Below are 18,221 nucleotides of genomic sequence, written 5' to 3'. Positions count from 1 at the left end.
CCCGCTGATTCTCTTAGCCCAGTGGTAAAAGACAATTAGCGTGCTGCATTGGAAAGCCCAGTGGTAGAAGACAATTAGCGTGCTGCATTGGAAAGCCCAGTGGTAGAAGACAATTAGCGTGCTGCATTGGAAAGCCCAGTGGTAAAAGACAATTAGGTGGCTGCATCAATAATAGTCAATTAGCTCGTAGCACCGGTTACCTAGCAGTAATAATCAATTAGTTAACTGTACTTATCGGGCTACCATTCCGTACACACTGCTGGTTCAATCTAGCTACTGCTCTGTTTGGGTGGTCCAAATCCTTAGTTACTGGGCGTGCGGCTGATCATTAATTCATATTTATCGATGGAAGCACCCAGGATTGCGTCATTACCACCAGCACCACGGTGCGACTGACGGAAGGACTCGCTGGAGGTCCAGCCTTTGAATGCATCCTCATTCTCCCATACGGTGCAGATTTTTAATTCCTCGACACCTTCCTTGGCATTTCCACGCCAAACCTCCATACGTACAAACCCTGGCATATCCTGCACACCATTATTTCCTCCGAAACGTTGAGCAATAGCTTCGCCATGGCCTTCTTTTACTTTAATAGTATTAGTTACTACCAGCATGATAGATAAACCTCCGATCAGAAAGTTAGTATATTTTTCAGGACATTGTGAATCGAAATAATATAACATGGGAACCTCGAAAATTAGCCAATATCTCAAGGTAACATCGTGATTTTCAACTTACAAAATAAAAGACCATCCCACAAGACACAAGAGTGCGGGCGTTTAATTGCACTTTGTACACTTAAATTATCCGTAACACCAGAAACGATCGAATAAGTGTATTCTCTGCAACTAATTTATGCGAATCTGGTGAATCGCCGAGATTAGCCTTCTTTTAACTGTATAGAGTGCAATTAAAGTATGATTTCTCCTCTAATTGCGCTGAATAGATGTACAAAGTGCAACTATTATCTATTTAAACGTTAAGTATTGTGCAAACTCAGGTACCTGCGGAAAATCAAAGTGTCTACTGCAAGTAAAGTGGCTATAGCAAGTTAAAGTAACTACTGCACGTTAAAGTAACTACCGCAAGTAAAGTGCCACCTCAACCGTAATGTTACTCTTAGCCAAAGTGCCAACCCAACTCCAAAGTTTTTACTCAAAACCACCATTACAGCTAGCACCTAATTCCAGTCCCAGTTCCCTAATAAAGCCCCCAAATGAAGTTGCATTGCAGAATGTGCAACAGAATGGACTGAATGTTATCTGAATAAGGCAGTCTGTTGCATTCTGTACAATAGAATCAAGCCCAAATCGCCTAAAAAGGAGGGGAGCCACTAAACTGATTGCACAAAGTGCAATCACCCAAGGTTTCGCCCTCAACTAGAGGGATTCAATTGCACAAAGTGCAATTAGAAAACGGAGCAGAGCAATCCTGAAGCGTTATCCCGCACAAAGTGCAATCACCCAAGGCCTCACCCTCGTCTAGAGCGATTCTATTGCACAAAGTGCAATCACCCCAGATCACCCGACTCCCCCGCGTCCAGCGCGATTTTATTGCGGATTGGTGGTCCATAGTCCTGCTGTTTTTAGGAAGACGCGATCCGGCAGCTTCAAAGCTGTCAGTGCCAATTCAGCAACATCTTCAGGTTGCATCATGCGGTCTTCGTCACCGATTTTAAGTCCAGCATTGGAAGCTAGGCCAGTGTTGACGGTGCTTGGAGTCAAGGCTACGACGCGAATATTGTGTTTGCGCACTTCTTGTGCGAGGGCTTCGGTCATGCCCATGAGAGCGAACTTGGACGCGCAATAAGCAGAGCCTGTCGCGAAGCCGCGTTCTCCGGCTGTGGATGAAATATTGATGATATTTCCGCCATTTTTCTCAATCATCGCAGGCAGTGCAGCACGAGTTACGTAATAAGTACCGTAAAGATTAACTTGGATGTGGCGCTCCCAGTCAGCAGGGTCCATTTCTACTAAAGTGCCGAATTTTGCGATCCCGGCATTGTTGATTAATGCATCAAATGCTCCAAGCTCATTTTGCAGGGAAGCAACAGCACGTTCAGCTTCTTCGCGTACGGCGATATCGGCCACGGCAATGCTGACTTTAACGTCATATACTTCCGTTAAGGCTGATTTTAACGCTTCGAGATCACCTGAAGTTCTGGAGATCAGGCCTAAATTAGCACCTTCCTTAGCCAGTGCCATAGCCAAGGCTTTTCCGATCCCTTTGCCTGCACCAGTAATTACAACACTCTTTCCTCTCAAATCCATCTCTATCGTCACTCTCCTTCAAACTTTTTTGAAGCAGCTGCTTCATTCAAGTCTTATTATACCTGAATGCTGTAGGGCAATTACAATCGCCCCTTAGAAAATGGTCTGCAAATTTTCATGAAGCCGAACTGCCTTTTCATGAAAAGGTATTATTCATGGAGTTTCGTCAGCGGTACCGAAGCTGGGCCCTCTAAAACCTCGCCATCGTAAGAGAAGCGGGAACCATGGCAAGGGCAATCCCAAGAACGATCCCCGTTGTTCCATTCGCATTCACAGCCCATATGGGTACAGGTTCTATCCACCAGATGAAGTTTACCTTCTGTATCCTTATAAGCTCCCACACGTTTGCCATCATGGAACACAACGGCTCCTTCGTCAGCTTCCAAATCAGTTGTCTTTTTATGGACGATTTCCACTTTGCCCGCCACGAGCTCTTTTGCCACATTGGCATTTTGCACGATGAAGTTTTTTAGGCTGGTGCCAGCTTTGAAGCGGGACGGATCATACAGTTCGGTATATGGATTATCTTTGCGCTGAATCTGATCCGAGATGATCTGTGCGGCCAGCGTACCGCTTGTCATGCCCCATTTTCCAAAACCTGTGGCGATATAAATCTCTTCGTTGTCAGAAATTTTACCGATGTAGGGCACTCTGTCTAGGGTGATTAAATCCTGTGCTGCCCAGCGGTAAGGGATTGTTTTGATGCCGAGCAGATTTCCTGCGAAAAGCTCCAAATTCTCATAATGTCCTATCGTACAGATGCCCTGGCCTGTCTTATGGTTGTCTCCCCCGACAATGACCAGATTCCTGCCTTCCCACTCTACTGCACGAAGAGAACGGGTGGGTTCGCTTGCACTTAGATACATTCCACCCTCAAAATCCGTTTCAGGCTGGATCGCCAGACAGTAGGAACGTTCAGCATGCAGCCGCGAGAAATATAGTGCTCCTCCATCGTAGAATGGGAAATGAGAAGCTGAAACGGCGTAGCGGCAGGTGATCCGATGCTCGTCCTTTTCAGTAAAAAGCGTAAGCTTATCGTTCTTCTCCACCTTATCCGCCATCATCGTATGCTCATAGATTACGCCACCTTTATCCTGAATGACCTTCAGTAGCCCCTTCAGATATTGCAGCGGGTGAAAGCGGGCTTGTTCTGGTAATTTAATGGCACCACTCGCCATCAGAGGGATAGAGACGTTATCTAGCCATTCTCCGGGCAGACCCAATTGTTCATAGGCTTTATACTCTTCCTCCAGTTGTTTAAGCGTTTTATGATCTTCAGCATCCGCGTACAGAAAAGCCGCCTCATGTTTCATGCCGCAGGATACTTCAAGTTCCTCAGCCGTATTCTGGATCCAATTCATAGCCTCGCTGTTCGAGCGATAATAGAGCCGGGCTTGCTCCTGCCCAAAATGCTTTATCAAATGATGATAGATTAACCCGTGCTGTGCTGAGATTTTTGCACTGGTAAAACCCGTAGTGCCACTCAGAATTTCTCCGGCTTCTAAGAGCGTGACTTTGTAGCCTGCGTTGCTGAGGAGATAGGCTGTTGTAATGCCTGTAATTCCACCGCCTACCACTGCCACATCTGTAGAAATATCTTCAGCCAGCTTTGGAAAAGCCGGTAAATCCGTGGTATCTCTCCATAATGATTCCGGAAATTGTGGAAGACTTTGCGTTATTTTACGGTTTGGGTCCATCTATTATCCCTCCATCTTTACAATCTTCATCTCATTTATTACCACAGTCCTGTGAAAAGAAACTACCCATTCCATCGTGCTGTGCATGAATTCAGAGAAACAGTGCCAAAATAAGGTGGAAACTGGGACGTAAAGGATAAATAGGAGGGATGATGTTCCATGTCAGTTCAACAGGATAAGGACAATATTTCTCTGGAATGGATCAAAGATCAGCTGAACGGGTTCGCGGATTTAATCGATAAAACAAGCGTTGCCCCTTTTGGGCAAATCAACCTGCTATATATCAAAAGTGTTACAGATGCGCAGACACTCAGCCGCCACGTGATTGCGCCGTTTTATGAAATGGAGAGTATTAGCGCTTATCAGGATTACATTATGACTTATCCGGGCACTGAAGAGGCGACTACGAGAGAGAAGGCGATCGACCTTTTGCTCAGTGGTTATGTGCTTCTGGGTATAAAAGATATGATATATTTCTTCGATGCTATGAGTACGGAGAGCAGCGGTGTTAGTGAAACGTCTGCCGAGAGTATTTCACAGGGGCCGTCAGATGCACTGACAGAGGATATAGCGATTAATTTGAACATGATTCGGCGGCGTTATCAATCGACTAATCTCAAAATGGAGACCATGGTCATCGGCGATGTCTCTAAAACAAAGATAGCTATTTTATACGATGACAGTCGTGTTGACCATAACGTTTTAAAAGAATTAAGGGAGAAGATGGGAACGCTAAAGGTTGATATTTTGCAGGCTACAGGAGAGCTTGAGAAGTTTATAAGCAGTGACAAATTAAGAATACTCCCTAAGTCCATCATCACCGAAAGACCGGATAGAGTGGTGTTTAATTTGTCTGAAGGAAAAGTAGCGATAGTGCTGGATACAACCGGTTATGCGATAGTGCTGCCTTCTATTTTTAATGATTTCTTTACATCCATGGATGATAAAATACAATTTCCTATCGTGGGGCGATTCCTAAAGCTGCTTCGGATTATCGGTGTGTGCATGACGTTGTGGCTGCCTGCGCTCTATGTAACACTCACCTCGTATAACCCAGAGATTATTCGTGTGCAGATTGCCTTGCTTATTGCGGGCAGTCGTGCGACTGTGCCTTATCCTTCTTTTGTGGAAGTGCTTTTAATGCTCATGATGATGGAGTTTCTGACTGAGGCGAGCTTACGGCTCCCCAAGGCAATTGGTCCAACGGCCACGACGGTAGGGGGGCTTATCTTGGGGCAGGCAGCGACGGCAGCAGGACTTGTAGGAAATATCATGATCATATTGGTTTCTGCTGTTGCGATATCTAATTTTCTAATTCCGCTGAATATGATGAGCTTGTCCATACGAGTGCTGAAGTATATTTTTCTAATTGCTGCAGCTTTTTTAGGATTGGTTGGGGTAGTAGTCTGTGTCGTGGGATTCGCAATGTATTTATGCAAACAGCGTACCTTCGGACAACCTTATTTCAGATTGTTTTTTCTCGATAATCTCGGCAAGAAGAAGGGTGGAGAGCATTGATGGCCAAAAGCCGTTATTTCTACTGTCTTTTTCTGATGAACAGCCTGATCAACATCATTAATTTTGTTCCAAGGGAACTAATAGACAGACGTTTTGGTGGCGCTTTGATGTCCATACTAATCGGAACGATTTTGGGCACTTTGTTTGTCTATATATTTACTGTACTGATTGCTAAATTCCCCGGCAAGGGGTTCCCGGAAATATTTGACTCTTTGCTTCCTAAGAAGTTATCCAGAATCTTACTGGTCCTTTTTGCTGGCTTATGGTGTGTGGCCGGGGGAGTTACATTGCTTTCTTTTGTAGATATTACGCTGCGGTTTATCAGTCCGGATTCGAGTCCTTATACGGTTGTGATCAGTTTTTTAGTCTTGGTCTGCATCTGCTGTCGCTTCGATTCTCTATCACTCTTGTATGGGCTTGAAATCATTCTCAGCGTATCCTTACCTTTAATTATTTATGGCCTCGTAAAAGCATTGACCAATCCGGACTTTAATTGGGATTCTGTTCTGCAGGTCACTACATACTTCTGGCATAAGCCGGACCTAATGAGCCTTGCGGCGGCTACCTTTTCGTTTAGCGGTTACTTAAACCTGGCCATATTTAATCGGGTATTTCATGGGCTGAAGCTGAAGCATGTCTGGATTTTAGGGGTGGAGGGTCTTTTCGTATTACTCTTGACTTTTTTAGTTCCCATCGGCTATTTCGGAACCGTTGCTATTGATAGGCATGTGTATACATGGTTCTCGACGGCCGACAGTATTCGGATGGAATCCTTTATTATTGAACGGATGCTGTTTATTTTTTATTTTGCCTATTTAAGTTTATCTCTGGTGAGTGTAATCGTTCATTGGCATGGAGGTTTAGAGCTTTTTAAAGGTGCTCTTTCATCTGCAAAAAAACAGTCCCCAAAAGCAGAGCGCTGGAAAGAGTGGGGGATCCTAGGCTTGTTTAGTGCGATGGTTCTGTCCTTAATGGGGCAGGATCAGTATCAACTTAATATGTTTGGTGCCTGGTTTCTGCAAATTCGCTGGTTTGGTGAGATGTTCATCATCGCTCTGTTGTTTTATTGTTATCGCAAAGCTAGGAGGGGGAAGCTATGAGAAGAGTACTTGCTGGAATTGGAATTACCTTGCTCCTTCTTCTTCCCGGTTGTGACTTCAAGGAGATTGATTTGCGGATTTTCGTGTTAGCGATCGGCGTTGACCAAGGTACAGAAGCAGGGAATTTTAAGATTAGCTTGAAACTTGCCATCCCTCAGGGGGATGTTACTAAGATTGATGAGAAGATGCAAATCTTGACTGAGGAGTCTCCAAGCATTTCGGAAGCCCTTCGTAGAATGAAATCCAGAGTGGAAAAGGAACTTGATTACTCCCATTGTAAATCAATTGTTTTGGGGGAAGGGGTTGCCCGTGAAGATATTCTCCATGTTATGGATTGGGCTGTGCGACGTAGAGATATCCAGCTTATTGTCAATTTTGCAATAGGGCGTCCGGAAGCACTTCAAGTGCTGAAGGTAAGACCCGAATCGGAGCGGATCCCATCGAATTCTCTTATTCTGGCTATGAGTGGACAAGGCACAGAGTCTCCATTTATTTCTAGTGTGTATTCCTTTCAGCTGATGAGAAATATCTTTGAGGAGGGGATTGATCCAATCCTGCCGATTATTGAGGCCAAAGGGGATAAGGAGTTTTTAATTGATAAAATTGCTCTGCTGAATAATGAGAAAATCAAAATGGTTCTTACGCCAAATGAGACCCGGCTATATAATCTGCTGTCACGCCCGAATCTGCGGACTAACTTACCCGCCCATTCCGAGGGAATTATGTTTCAATATTACACAGAGAGGTCATCCTCGCACTATAAAATTGTAACACCAGAGCATGGGAAAGCTACTATTCGTTATCATATTAAGATAAAAGGTATTCTCGAAGAGAGTAGTAGCCCAGATCTGGTGACACATCACATGTTGAAGAAGATCCAGGAAGCCGGGGAAAAGGAATTGGAAGCGGATATCTTAGCATTGCTGACCAAAATACAAGCCAGTGGCTTAGATCCCTTGGGTTGGGGGCTGCATTATGGAGCAAGGCATTTTAATAACGATACGGAAATGAAAGTGTGGAAGGAGCTCTATTCTAAACTTGATTTCCAAGTGAAGGCTGATGTAAACATTAAATATTCAGGAATGATTAGGTAGCTTGTAAAGTAACATGTGGATAAAAATGGGATTGACGTTCCCATTCACAAGATTTATACTTGATCTAAAAATAAGTTAGAGGATGATAGGAATGAAAAGTCTAAATTTGACCTCCCAACGTCAAGCCGTTTACGATATCGTCCTTAATTCACATGACCATCCTACTGCTGCGGAAGTAATGAATCGGCTAGTAGAGCAGGGACATAGCTTAGCATACGGTACGGTATATAACTCTCTGCGTTATCTTTCAGATAAACAAATGATTCGTGAGCTTAAGCTTGGTGAAGCTGCCAGCAGATATGACGCACGTATGGATGATCACCAGCATATCATTTGTGAAGTTTGTGGAGCAGTGGATGAGGTTATGAATCAAGTTCCGCGTGAATGGATGAATACAGTGGCCAAGGATACCGGTTATACCATTGGTCATGCTCATGTAGTATTCGGGGGCGTCTGCCCAAACTGTAAGAACAAAAAGAATAATTAGGATAGAGGTGCCGGAGCCTGTGCTGCGGTAATAATATGTATATCCGGAGAGACCGCTTTCATTGAGGCGGCCTTTTTTGTTGCATTTATATGACAATTCTCAAAAAAAATGAGAAAAACAAAGAAAGATAGGAGGAAAATCGGTTCCTAAAACAGATTTTAAATTATATATTAAGTCTGGTAAATGTATCCTTGCCTAAGACTCAGATGAGAGAGAGATGATGACGTCTATGAAAAAAAATGCGGGTATGACTATCCGTACCAAGTTAATTCTTACATACCTAATAATACTGCTGCTGCCCAGTATTATAATAGGCTGGCGAACCTATCAAGCTGCCAGCCAGGAAGTGGAAGATCAACTGGTGAACAATGCTACCGAAAGTGTGTTGGCCGTAAATGAAATCATTAACTCTAATATTCAATCCAAAATAGATGCGATTTCTTATTTTGCCGCGGAGTTTTCATCTGAGGGGATCAACAGTGAGGGATCTGGGGGAACTTCCTCTGCTGTAAAAGCCAGATTGAAGGAATATGTAGCGCTGCATCCCGATGTACTGGACATTTATGTGGGTACAAGCAGTGGCAAGGCTATTCATGCTTTAGATGCTAAGCTGCCAGAGGGTTATGATCCAAGGCAGGAAAGCGCCTATATTAATTCTCTGAAGCAAGGAAAAGGGGCAGTGATTTCTCCGGCTTTTCAAACCGTAAATAAGGAAACCGCGATTGCGATATCGACGGTTCTTAAGGGCGGTGATGGGGTGATCACAATGAATCTTAACCTGTCTACATTAGCAGAGCTGACCTCAATTAAGGTAGGCAAGGAAGGTTATATCCTCATCGTTGATAACAGCAAGAAGTTTCTAGTTCATCCTACAGAAGCTATCGGGCAGGAATCGTCTGATGATTTTGTTAAGAAAATGTTCGATAAAGAACAAGGGGTCTTCGATTATGTCTTCAAGGATACGTCCAAAAAGATGACCTTTATGGTCAATGAACTGACGGGTTGGAGAATCGGAGGTACGATCAGCATTGACGAGGTTAACTCAGCAACTAGTGGAATCCGCGATACAGCTCTGCTTGTTATTGTAGTTTCCGTTCTGGTTGCGCTGGTTGTGATCTATTTTAATATTCAATCGATTTTGAGACCGCTTTTCCGGCTGCGGAAAGCAACTGCGGTGATAGCCAAAGGTGATCTGTCGGAAGACATGGGTGTTTTCCGTAAAGATGAAATAGGGCTGCTGGCAGAGAATTTTCAATTAATGGTTATCAGCTTGCGCGAGATGATCATTGGCGTGCAGGAGATGACAAGCAATGTCTCCTCCTCAGCGGAAGAACTGACGGCTAGTGCGGATCAGACTGCCCAAACGATTGAGCAGGTGACCATAGCGATTCAGGACGTAGCGGCAGGGACGGAGCGACAGGTGGTTAGTGTACGAAAAGGAATGGAGAGCACTGCCGCTACAGCTAGCGAGGTCGAGCAGATTTCCACATATATGGAGCAAGTATCCACAATGATGGACAAGACTTCACTCTCAGCATCAGAAGGCAATGATTCGGTTATCAGCGTGGTGGACAAAATCAATGGTATCCATGAAACGGTCGGAGAGCTGGGCAGTGTAATTGACAAGCTGAATGAAAGAACCAGTCAAATTGAGGGCATTGTTGGTGTCATCACCGGGATTGCCCGCCAGACCAACCTGCTGGCCCTCAATGCTTCCATTGAGGCAGCCAGAGCCGGGGAACAAGGGCGTGGATTTGCGGTGGTTGCTGCCGAGGTGCGTAAGCTGGCAGAGGAATCAGAGAGATCCGCACATTTGATTGCCGAACAGATTACCGCTATTAATAGTGAAATGCTGCTGGTAACTCATACGATGGAAGACACCAGACAGCGCGTATCCGAAGGTATTGAGGCTGTGGATACTTCCGGACGTTCTTTCTCCCGTATCCGAAGAGCAGTAAAGAGTGCCGCGGAGAAGATTGAAGCCATGGGTGGGGTTGTGCAGACTTTATTGGTGGAATCTAATGATATGGAGAAGGCTATTGGGGAAATTCGCGGCATATCGGAAGAGGCGGCTGTGAATACGGAAACTATCGCAACTGCCGCACAAGAGCAGCTTGCTTCTGTAGAGGAGATGGCATCCTCGTCTACCGACCTTAGCCGTCTTGCAGAAGAACTGCAGAAGCTGGCGAGCCGCTTTAAGATAAACGCTTCTGGTAATAAGAATGATTTCTGATAGGAGAACCGTGCTTTTTATCTTCCCTTTTGAACTCCTTTGCAAGTATACTGATAAACAATAATGTTAGGTTAGGCAATGGAGAGAGGAGAGATAATAGGAAATGGCAGAGCAATTAAAAGGGATCACTGTCGCCTTGGCGGGTCCGCGCAAATCGGAAGAAATGGCCAAGCTGGTTCAGAATATGGGGGGGACGGCAGTAGGCCGGCCTGCTCAAGGGACTGTATTTCTTGATGACGAGGCCTTGCAGGAAGGTTTGAATGCATGGATCAATCAGCCTCCCTACTTGGCGATCCTGACTACAGGGATGGGACTTGATGCTCTCTTCGATATGGCTGAGCGAATGGGGATCGAAGAACGTTTCTTAGAAGTACTTTCTGGTTCTATTATTGCCGCACGGGGTTATAAGACAGTGAATGCTTTGAAAAAAAGAGGACTTACGCCGGAGGTTCGTGACGACGACGGAAGTACAATCGGATTGATTCGTGGGCTTCAATCCCTGAATTTGCAGGGGAAAGAAGTCGTTCTTCAGCTGCACGGCGATCCAGCTCCTCATATGCTTGCATGGCTGCAGGAGGTTGGGGCTACTACCCGCCAAGTGCTGCCGTATCGCCATACCCCACCTGAGCCGGGCGAACTGGAAAGATTGCTTCTAGAAATCATATCAGGCAAAATTGATGCCGTGGCTTTTACAAGTGCACCACAGTTTCGTTTCCTCTGTCAATTTGCCCGGGAACAGGGAAAGCTGGAAGAAATGCTGAAGTCTTTCGAGGATAAAGTGCTTGCTGTTTCTGTAGGACGGATTACCTCTGAGGCGCTTAAAGAAGAGGGCGTACAGCGTATCATTATGCCTGAGCATGAACGGATGGGAAGCATGATTGTAGAGCTAGGCAAATATGTGGCGGCGAATCGCTAAGTCACAAGTTGCGTCAGCTTTACACGAATGACGTTTTCGCACAGAAGCATTCCCGCCTGTTATCATGGCCGGGGATGCTTTTTTACCCGGAAAAATAAGCCCAAAGAGCAATATACCTGCCATCTGCATGGACATTCGCGGCAGTTTTCCTTAGAATATAGGCAACATGTGACGAATAATAACAACGAATAAGGAGGAGGATCCCATGGACAAGAGAAAATGTCTATTACTTGGTGATTACACCCATCCCCGGTTTCATCCACTTCAAGGAGTGGACCAACAAATTAGTGAGATCTTAAATGATTTATTAACCGTGCAATGTTCAGAAAATAAAAAATTAATGCGCATTGAGCATTTAGCAAGTTATGACCTATGTATTGCTTACAATGAATTGTGGAACGAAACAGTCTCCCCTCAACAAACGGCTGGTTTGCTTAGCTATGTAAGTGGAGGAGGCGGACTCATTGTTCTTCATACGGGAGCTTCGCTGACGAAACGTAACGAGCTTGCACAGCTAATCGGGGGTCGATTTAACGGACACACAGCTTACGAACCCCTGAACTTCAAAGTGCTAGAGCATGACATCACCGAAGGTGTGGAAGATTTCCAATTGGATGAGGAGCCCTATCATTTTGAATTTGACCCGTTCACAGAACGGACTATTCTACTTCAATATGAATCTGAGGGGCAATGGATTCCAGCTGCATGGTGCCATAGCTATGGTTTAGGACGAGTAGTATTCCTTATGCCTGGTCATCATGAACCCTCCTTCCGTCATCCGGCACTACGTAAACTAATTCTACAGGCGGCTACTTGGGCTGCCCGTATTCCGGTCACTAACTAAGCAATGTTGTGTTTTTTTTGAAATACGTACACAGTGGGGTATACTTTAATCATAAACTCCGTTATGTAATGAAACGGAATCTTTGGGAGGAAAGTGCCATGAGTGATTTGTTTAAAAAAGCGATCTCTTTAGGAGTGGGCCTCACCATTGTCAGTAAGGAAAAAGTAGAGAAGGTTGTTGAAGAACTAGTGAAACGCGGGGAGCTTGCTCCTTCGGAATCTAGGGCTCTCGTCGATCGGCTAATTGAACGTGGTGAGGAAGAACGAGGCATGTTCAAATCTGCTGTACAAGAGCAAGTACAACGCGTGCTGAAGGAAATGAATGTGCCTGTACAAAACGATATTGCCGAGCTGGAAGGGCGAATTGCAGTATTGGAGCGCCGGTTGGCCGAGCTAGAGGGAATTTCCCATCTAGAGGGAACATCGGCGGAAACGCGTTCGGACTAAATGGCTGTACGCATTAGACATGCCGGACGTTACCGGGCAATTGCCATGGCGCTTATGCGCCATGGTTTTGGCTATATGGTGGAAGAGCTGGGGCTCTATCACTTACTATCCCTTCCACGTCGTCTTGTAACGCAGGAAGCACACGCAAGCCTTACGCTCGGGGAGCGGATTCGGCTGGTGCTGGAGGATTTGGGTCCAACCTTTATTAAGCTGGGACAACTCGCCAGTACCCGTTCAGATCTGCTGCCTGATTCTATTATTCAGGAATTGGTAAAACTACAGGATAATGTGCCTCCTTTTCCTGTCGACCGCGTGCGCGCGATCATTGAGCAGGAACTGGACCAGCATATGGATGAAATCTTTAATTCTTTTGAGGATACGCCACTTGCTGCGGCATCCATCGGTCAGGTGCATAGGGCTGTGCTCCACAGTGGACAAGTCGTAGCTGTTAAAGTTCAACGTCCTGGTATTCTGCGAACGATGAGCAGGGATTTGGAAATCCTCAAAGATTTAAGCACGCTTGCTGAAAAGCGGCTCGCTTGGGCGAGGCAATATCAGCTGTGCCGTATGGTAGAGGAGTTCTCGAAATCGCTGCTTGGCGAGCTAGATTACAGCCAAGAGGGGCGTAATGCAGAGAAAATCGATCAGCAGATGGATTATGAGGGAGTGTACATCCCGGATATCTATTGGGACTATACGTCAACACGAGTGCTGACGATGGAATATGTGGTAGGGACAACGCTGAGTCGTCGCGATGAGTTGCTGAGTAAAGGCGTTAAGCTTAAAGCCATTGCTCAGCAACTTGTGGAGATGATGCTTAGACAAATCTTCATTCATGGTTTTTTCCATGCTGATCCTCATCCGGGCAATGTTATACGGATGGGTGATGGAAAGCTGGCTTTGATTGATTTTGGCATGATGGGTCGGCTGAATGAGGAGATGAAGGAGCAGCTGTCTGCACTTATTATCGCTCTGATGCGCAAAAATACGGATGCGATGGTCCGGGCAATTTTGCGTCTTGGAGTCATTCCTGAGGATGCTGATCGAAGTGCGCTGCATGATGATATGGATCGGCTGCGGGATGAATATTATGATGTTCCATTTAGCAAAATGAGTATAGGCAAAGCCCTGAATGATCTGTTCGGCATAGCGCGAAAACACCGTCTAGTGCTGCCGCCGGATTTGACGATGTTAGGGAAGACAATGCTCACGCTGGAGGGAGTCATCAGCAACTTAGATCCAACCATCAGTATTTTGGAGATGGCGGAACCCTTTGGGCGGGAACTTGTGAAGCAGCGCTTTAGCGGCAGTCGATTGCAGCGTAAGTTCCTGGGAGGCGTAGCCGACTTAACAGAGAGTCTGCTGGAGCTTCCTGGGCAGGCTAAGCAGTTATCCGCGCTGATCAGTAAGGGAAAGATAAAGGTGGAGATTGTGGCACCTGAGATGCAGAATCTGGAGCGTAAGCTGGACCGGGTAGGTAACCGTTTAGCATTCAGTATTGTGATGCTCGCGTTTAGCATCATCATGACAGGACTCATTATTGGTACTGCGATGCGTGGACAGCCTTCAGTGTTATGGAATTTCCCTACAGTGGAGGTTGGCAGCGTAGTGGCACTTCTGATGTTCTTGTGGCTGATCTATGCGATTTTTAAATCGGGAAGGTTCTAGCTTAAGGGATTTGAATAATTATTCTTCAGCAGTTTCACACAAATGCCTTTCTATCAAGTACAATATAAAAGATAACTTTCTAAGCTTAACTTTACTTCTATTGTATAAAGTGGAATGGAACGCAAATGGAGTGCCGTCTTAACGTCCGGTGGATCGCTGCTGCCCAGAAACCGAACTTTGACCGCACTCTTTTAACGGGTCAAGGGATACATGGGACGGAAGGATGCCGGTGACGGTGTTCTTCCGCTTTTGTTTGAATATAGCTGAATCTGAAGCATATGCCCCAGAACAGGACAGCCTATGCAGGCTGCCTCATACAGGGCTTTTGAAGACGGAAGTTAAGAAAGAGATGTAATCAAATTAAACCGAGAAAATAGTGAGGTGGAGAATTTGCCGGGATTTAAAGATTTAGGAGTTTCAGAATTACTGTGTACATTGCTTCAAAGTCAAGGCATTGTTAAGCCTACGCCAGTGCAACAGGAAGCCATTCCGCCATTGGTGCAGGGCTTGGACGTAATAGCTAGAGCGAAGACAGGTACAGGGAAGACCTTGGCCTTTTTGCTGCCAATTATGGACAAGATCCATACAGAGCGGGCTTACCCTCAGGCGCTAATTATGGCTCCAACACGTGAGCTGGCTTTGCAAATTACAGAAGAGGCACGCAAGCTGGCGCGTCACACGGATATCAAAATATTGGCAGTTTACGGAGGCCAGGATGTAGAGAAGCAACTGCGCAAGCTGGAAGGCGGCAGACATCTTATCATCGGTACACCGGGCAGACTTTTGGATCATATGCGCCGGGAGACGCTGGATCTTAGCGGCGTAAAAATGCTCGTTCTGGACGAAGCCGATCAAATGCTGCATATGGGCTTCTTGGAGGATGTTGAGACCATCATTACGGCTGTCCCTTATCGTCGTCAGACTATGTTGTTCTCCGCGACAATGCCTGATCCGATTAAACGTCTCGCTGCTAATTACATGAAAGAGCCACTGGATATCATCATTAAGAGTGGTTCTCCGATTCCGCTGGATAATATCAAACAGCAAGTAGTGGAATGCTCGGACCGTAATAAAGAAGAAGCGCTCAAATCCCTCATTGAACGGGATCGTCCTTACTTGGCTATTATTTTCTGCCGGACGAAACGACGGGTATCCAATTTGAACGAAGCGCTGCAAGCAGCCGGTTATGAATGTGACGAGCTGCACGGTGATTTGTCCCAAGGTAAACGTGAAGGCGTGATGAAAAGATTCCGTGATGCGAAGCTGCAGCTGCTTGTAGCGACAGACGTAGCAGCTCGGGGTCTGGATGTTGAAGGTATTACTCACATCTTTAACTATGATATGCCGCTTGATGTGGATAGCTATATTCACCGGATCGGCCGAACTGGCCGTGCTGGAGGCAAAGGGCTTGCAATAACTTTCGTATCTCCACGTGATCAAGAGGGTCTGGATTTGATCGAGCATGGCATCTCGCAGCGGCTGGATCGCCGTCGTTACGAGAAGGATGAATTCGGCGTTGGCGAATTCATCCCTGTGCAAGGCGGCGGACGCCACGGCGGTCGCCAAAGCGGCGGCGCTGAGGCAGCGCGCACGGGCCGCGGGCCGAAGACCGGCGGCTCTGGCCGCGGCGGAGCTCCGCGCGGCGAAGGCGGAGCGCGGCAAGGTGGCCGTGGCCGCGGTAAAGAAGCAGGCGGCTGGGGCGCGCCTGCAGAAGGTCGCCGCGGTCGTTCCGATGCGGCGGCGGGCAAGCGTGGCGGCAGCGGCTATGACGCTGCTGCTCCTAAGGGCGGCGGCAAGGCTGCCGGCGTAGTGCGAGTAGGCGGCGGCTATGGCGCCTTCGCCTCCCGAGGCGAAGCGTCTGCCAGCGGTAACGCGGCAACGCCTAGCGCTGGTTCGCGCGGTGCGAACCGGAAGGGCGGACCAAGCACTGGCTACAGTGAGAACGTAGCTAGAGGTGCGGACGGCGGTGCCTACACTGGAGGCACTCCACGTGGCGGCTTAGGCAGCGGCTACGGTGCAGGCCCGTCTAGAGGCGGCAAAGGTGGTAAAGGCAGCAAAGGCGGATACGCTGGTGCCAAGGGTGGCGCTGCTGGCAAAGGCGGCCGCAACAGCGGCGGCGGATCTTCACGCGGTGGCCGTAGCAATGGATCCGGTGGCTTTAAAAGCGGCGGTCGCGGCACTTCCAGATAAAGTTAGTAGAGTTTTATAGATAAAACTTGTTACCATAGGGTAGTTAGCGCTGAAGCTAATGACCTATGGTAACCTTTATTTTATAGCGTGGAACATATTGATTTTTATATTAAAAATAGGTTCTTAGTGAAACATTTATGAAGGAAAGCCTGTCTAATAGATAAATAGAATGTTCGGCTTCGAGGAGGAAGAACTTACAGATGTCAAAAAAATTTAAAATTATAATCTTGTTAATTGTCGTTATTGCTGTCGGTTGGGGAATAGGAAAGTACACGTCTCCTTCTGCTTCGGAGAGTAACGGTTCAAATATAAATGTGGGGGATAATCTTCAAGGTGAGCCTGGGGATACGGGGGAAAGTGATGGAGGGGGGATTACAGACCCGGCAGTAGCTGATCCATCGGATACACCAGATCCATCAGAACCCTCTAGTCCGCCTGAATCAGGCGGTGATAATGCAGGTAGTGTTCCAGATCCTATATCTGCAGAGCCTGATAGTATTACAGTGATGGTAAATAAGCAGTATGGTTTGCCTGATAATTATAAACCAACGGATCTTGTCTATCCTGATGTCCGGTTTACCTTCAAAGAGAAAATCGAAAAGCGTATGATGCGCAGCGAAGCCGCTAAAGCCTTGGAGAAGATGTTCGCAGGTGCAGAGGAAGACGGAATTTATTTAGCAGGCGTTTCTGCCTACCGCTCACAGGCAACCCAGACGACTTTGTATAACCGTTATGTGGAGAGAGATGGGGAAGAAAAAGCCCGTACCTACAGTGCAGTCCCTGGCTATAGCGAGCATCAGACCGGGCTGGCTATTGATGTCTCGGGAAGTGACGGCAAGTGTGCCGCTGAGAGCTGTTTTGGTGGGACGAAGGAAGCCGAGTGGTTGGCCAAGCATGTAGGGGAATATGGTTTTATCATCAGATATCCTGAAGGTAAGCAAGACATTACCGGATATAAGTACGAGCCTTGGCATATCCGTTATGTAGGTAAGGACATTGCTGCCTATATCAATGAGAAGGATATTACGTTGGAAGAATATTATGACGCAATTCCGGTATCGAAATAACACAGACGCAGAGAGCAGTCCTATGAAATTTGTAGGGCTGCTTTTTCTATGGCTATAAAAAGAGTTCAGAAGTTGCATTCCCTTACAGTTCGGGTAAGATACGTAGTGTAGTCTAAGTAAAAGGAAAGAAGGGGAATAAAGATGTCGATCTACAATTTTGCCGGCGTTACACCTTCGGGTAAAGAAGTGTCGTTTGCGGAGTATGAAGGTAAGGTGCTGCTGATTGCTAATACGGCTAGTAAGTGCGGACTTACGCCACAGTATGGAGATCTTCAGAAACTATACGAACAGTATAGCGATCAAGGACTTGTAGTATTAGGATTCCCCTGCAACCAGTTTGCGGGCCAGGAGCCAGGTACGAGTGAAGAGGCTGAGGAATTCTGTCAGATTAATTATGGAGTTACCTTTCCGGTATTCGCCAAAGTTGATGTTAATGGACCGGATGCCAGCCCGCTTTTCAATTATTTGAAGGAGCAGCAGCCTGGTGCTGGGGACAGCAGCGACATTAGCTGGAATTTTACGAAATTTCTAATTGATCGCAGCGGCAATGTAGTGGCTCGTGTGGAGCCCAAAGAATCGCCGGAAACGATGAAACAACATATTGAGTCACTACTGTAGATCCATAATGGGGTCAGTTGCAGAGTGATCCTCCAAGTATCCCCTCGACTCGGTTTCGACCGATGCTCGCGGG

Annotated in this window: 15 protein-coding genes; 12 read left to right on the top strand and 3 right to left on the bottom strand. The window is 46.6% G+C overall.

All coding sequences use genetic code 11. The features are described from left to right. Positions 1-302: 302 nt before the first annotated feature. From NST40_RS29435 to NST40_RS29425, 3 genes are all read right to left on the bottom strand, one after another. On the bottom strand, positions 303-614 hold the full coding sequence (locus tag NST40_RS29435) for an antibiotic biosynthesis monooxygenase (RefSeq protein WP_076179209.1): 312 nt from the start codon (positions 612-614) through the stop codon (positions 303-305). A gap of 936 nt (positions 615-1,550) precedes the next feature. After that, positions 1,551-2,270 carry a 3-ketoacyl-ACP reductase gene (locus tag NST40_RS29430; RefSeq protein ID WP_036681981.1) on the bottom strand — a complete coding sequence of 240 codons (720 nt, stop codon included), beginning with the start codon at positions 2,268-2,270 and terminating at the stop codon, positions 1,551-1,553. A 149-nt stretch (positions 2,271-2,419) separates the two neighbouring features. Further along, complete coding sequence (locus tag NST40_RS29425) at positions 2,420-3,967, bottom strand: FAD-dependent oxidoreductase (protein WP_342410260.1); 1,548 nt, start codon at positions 3,965-3,967, stop codon at positions 2,420-2,422. Positions 3,968-4,126: 159 nt separating this feature from the next. Between NST40_RS29425 and NST40_RS29420 the strand changes: the two genes are divergently transcribed. From NST40_RS29420 to NST40_RS29365, 12 genes are all read left to right on the top strand, one after another. Next, a complete protein-coding gene (locus tag NST40_RS29420; protein ID WP_342410259.1) occupies positions 4,127-5,485 on the top strand; it encodes a spore germination protein in 1,359 nt (452 codons plus the stop codon). Next, complete coding sequence (locus NST40_RS29415; RefSeq protein ID WP_076123983.1) at positions 5,485-6,585, top strand: GerAB/ArcD/ProY family transporter; 1,101 nt, start codon at positions 5,485-5,487, stop codon at positions 6,583-6,585. Before NST40_RS29420 ends, NST40_RS29415 begins: the two co-directional genes overlap by 1 nt. Next, positions 6,582-7,679, top strand: coding sequence for a Ger(x)C family spore germination protein (locus NST40_RS29410; RefSeq protein WP_076191747.1), 1,098 nt, complete (start codon positions 6,582-6,584; stop codon positions 7,677-7,679). The genes NST40_RS29415 and NST40_RS29410 overlap by 4 nt, the downstream gene beginning before the upstream one ends. Before the next feature lie 91 nt (positions 7,680-7,770). Next, positions 7,771-8,166 carry a transcriptional repressor gene (locus NST40_RS29405; protein ID WP_076123979.1) on the top strand — a complete coding sequence of 132 codons (396 nt, stop codon included), beginning with the start codon at positions 7,771-7,773 and terminating at the stop codon, positions 8,164-8,166. 229 nt (positions 8,167-8,395) lie between these two features. Further along, positions 8,396-10,399 (top strand): methyl-accepting chemotaxis protein, encoded by a 2,004-nt coding sequence (locus NST40_RS29400; protein ID WP_342410258.1) that lies wholly within the window; start codon positions 8,396-8,398, stop codon positions 10,397-10,399. Between the two features lie 103 nt (positions 10,400-10,502). Then, entirely contained in the window at positions 10,503-11,315 is an 813-nt protein-coding gene (locus NST40_RS29395; protein WP_076219507.1) for a uroporphyrinogen-III synthase, read from the top strand. Between the two features lie 205 nt (positions 11,316-11,520). Further along, a complete protein-coding gene (locus NST40_RS29390) occupies positions 11,521-12,159 on the top strand; it encodes a ThuA domain-containing protein (protein ID WP_076123974.1) in 639 nt (212 codons plus the stop codon). Positions 12,160-12,257: 98 nt separating this feature from the next. Further along, complete coding sequence (locus NST40_RS29385) at positions 12,258-12,605, top strand: phasin family protein (RefSeq protein ID WP_036681962.1); 348 nt, start codon at positions 12,258-12,260, stop codon at positions 12,603-12,605. Next, positions 12,606-14,273 carry an AarF/UbiB family protein gene (locus NST40_RS29380; RefSeq protein ID WP_076219506.1) on the top strand — a complete coding sequence of 556 codons (1,668 nt, stop codon included), beginning with the start codon at positions 12,606-12,608 and terminating at the stop codon, positions 14,271-14,273. It abuts the gene before it with no gap. 390 nt (positions 14,274-14,663) lie between these two features. Continuing rightward, complete coding sequence (locus NST40_RS29375; RefSeq protein ID WP_081383618.1) at positions 14,664-16,463, top strand: DEAD/DEAH box helicase; 1,800 nt, start codon at positions 14,664-14,666, stop codon at positions 16,461-16,463. Between the two features lie 200 nt (positions 16,464-16,663). Next, complete coding sequence (locus tag NST40_RS29370; RefSeq protein WP_076123968.1) at positions 16,664-17,530, top strand: M15 family metallopeptidase; 867 nt, start codon at positions 16,664-16,666, stop codon at positions 17,528-17,530. Positions 17,531-17,671: 141 nt separating this feature from the next. Continuing rightward, entirely contained in the window at positions 17,672-18,148 is a 477-nt protein-coding gene (locus NST40_RS29365) for a glutathione peroxidase (protein ID WP_342410257.1), read from the top strand. The last annotated feature ends 73 nt before the right edge of the window (positions 18,149-18,221 follow it).

Source organism: Paenibacillus sp. FSL R10-2778, assembly GCF_038593035.1.
Lineage (GTDB): Bacteria > Bacillota > Bacilli > Paenibacillales > Paenibacillaceae > Paenibacillus_AQ > Paenibacillus_AQ odorifer.
Note: the sequence above shows the minus strand (reverse complement) of the source record. Positions and strands in the feature narration are given on the sequence as shown.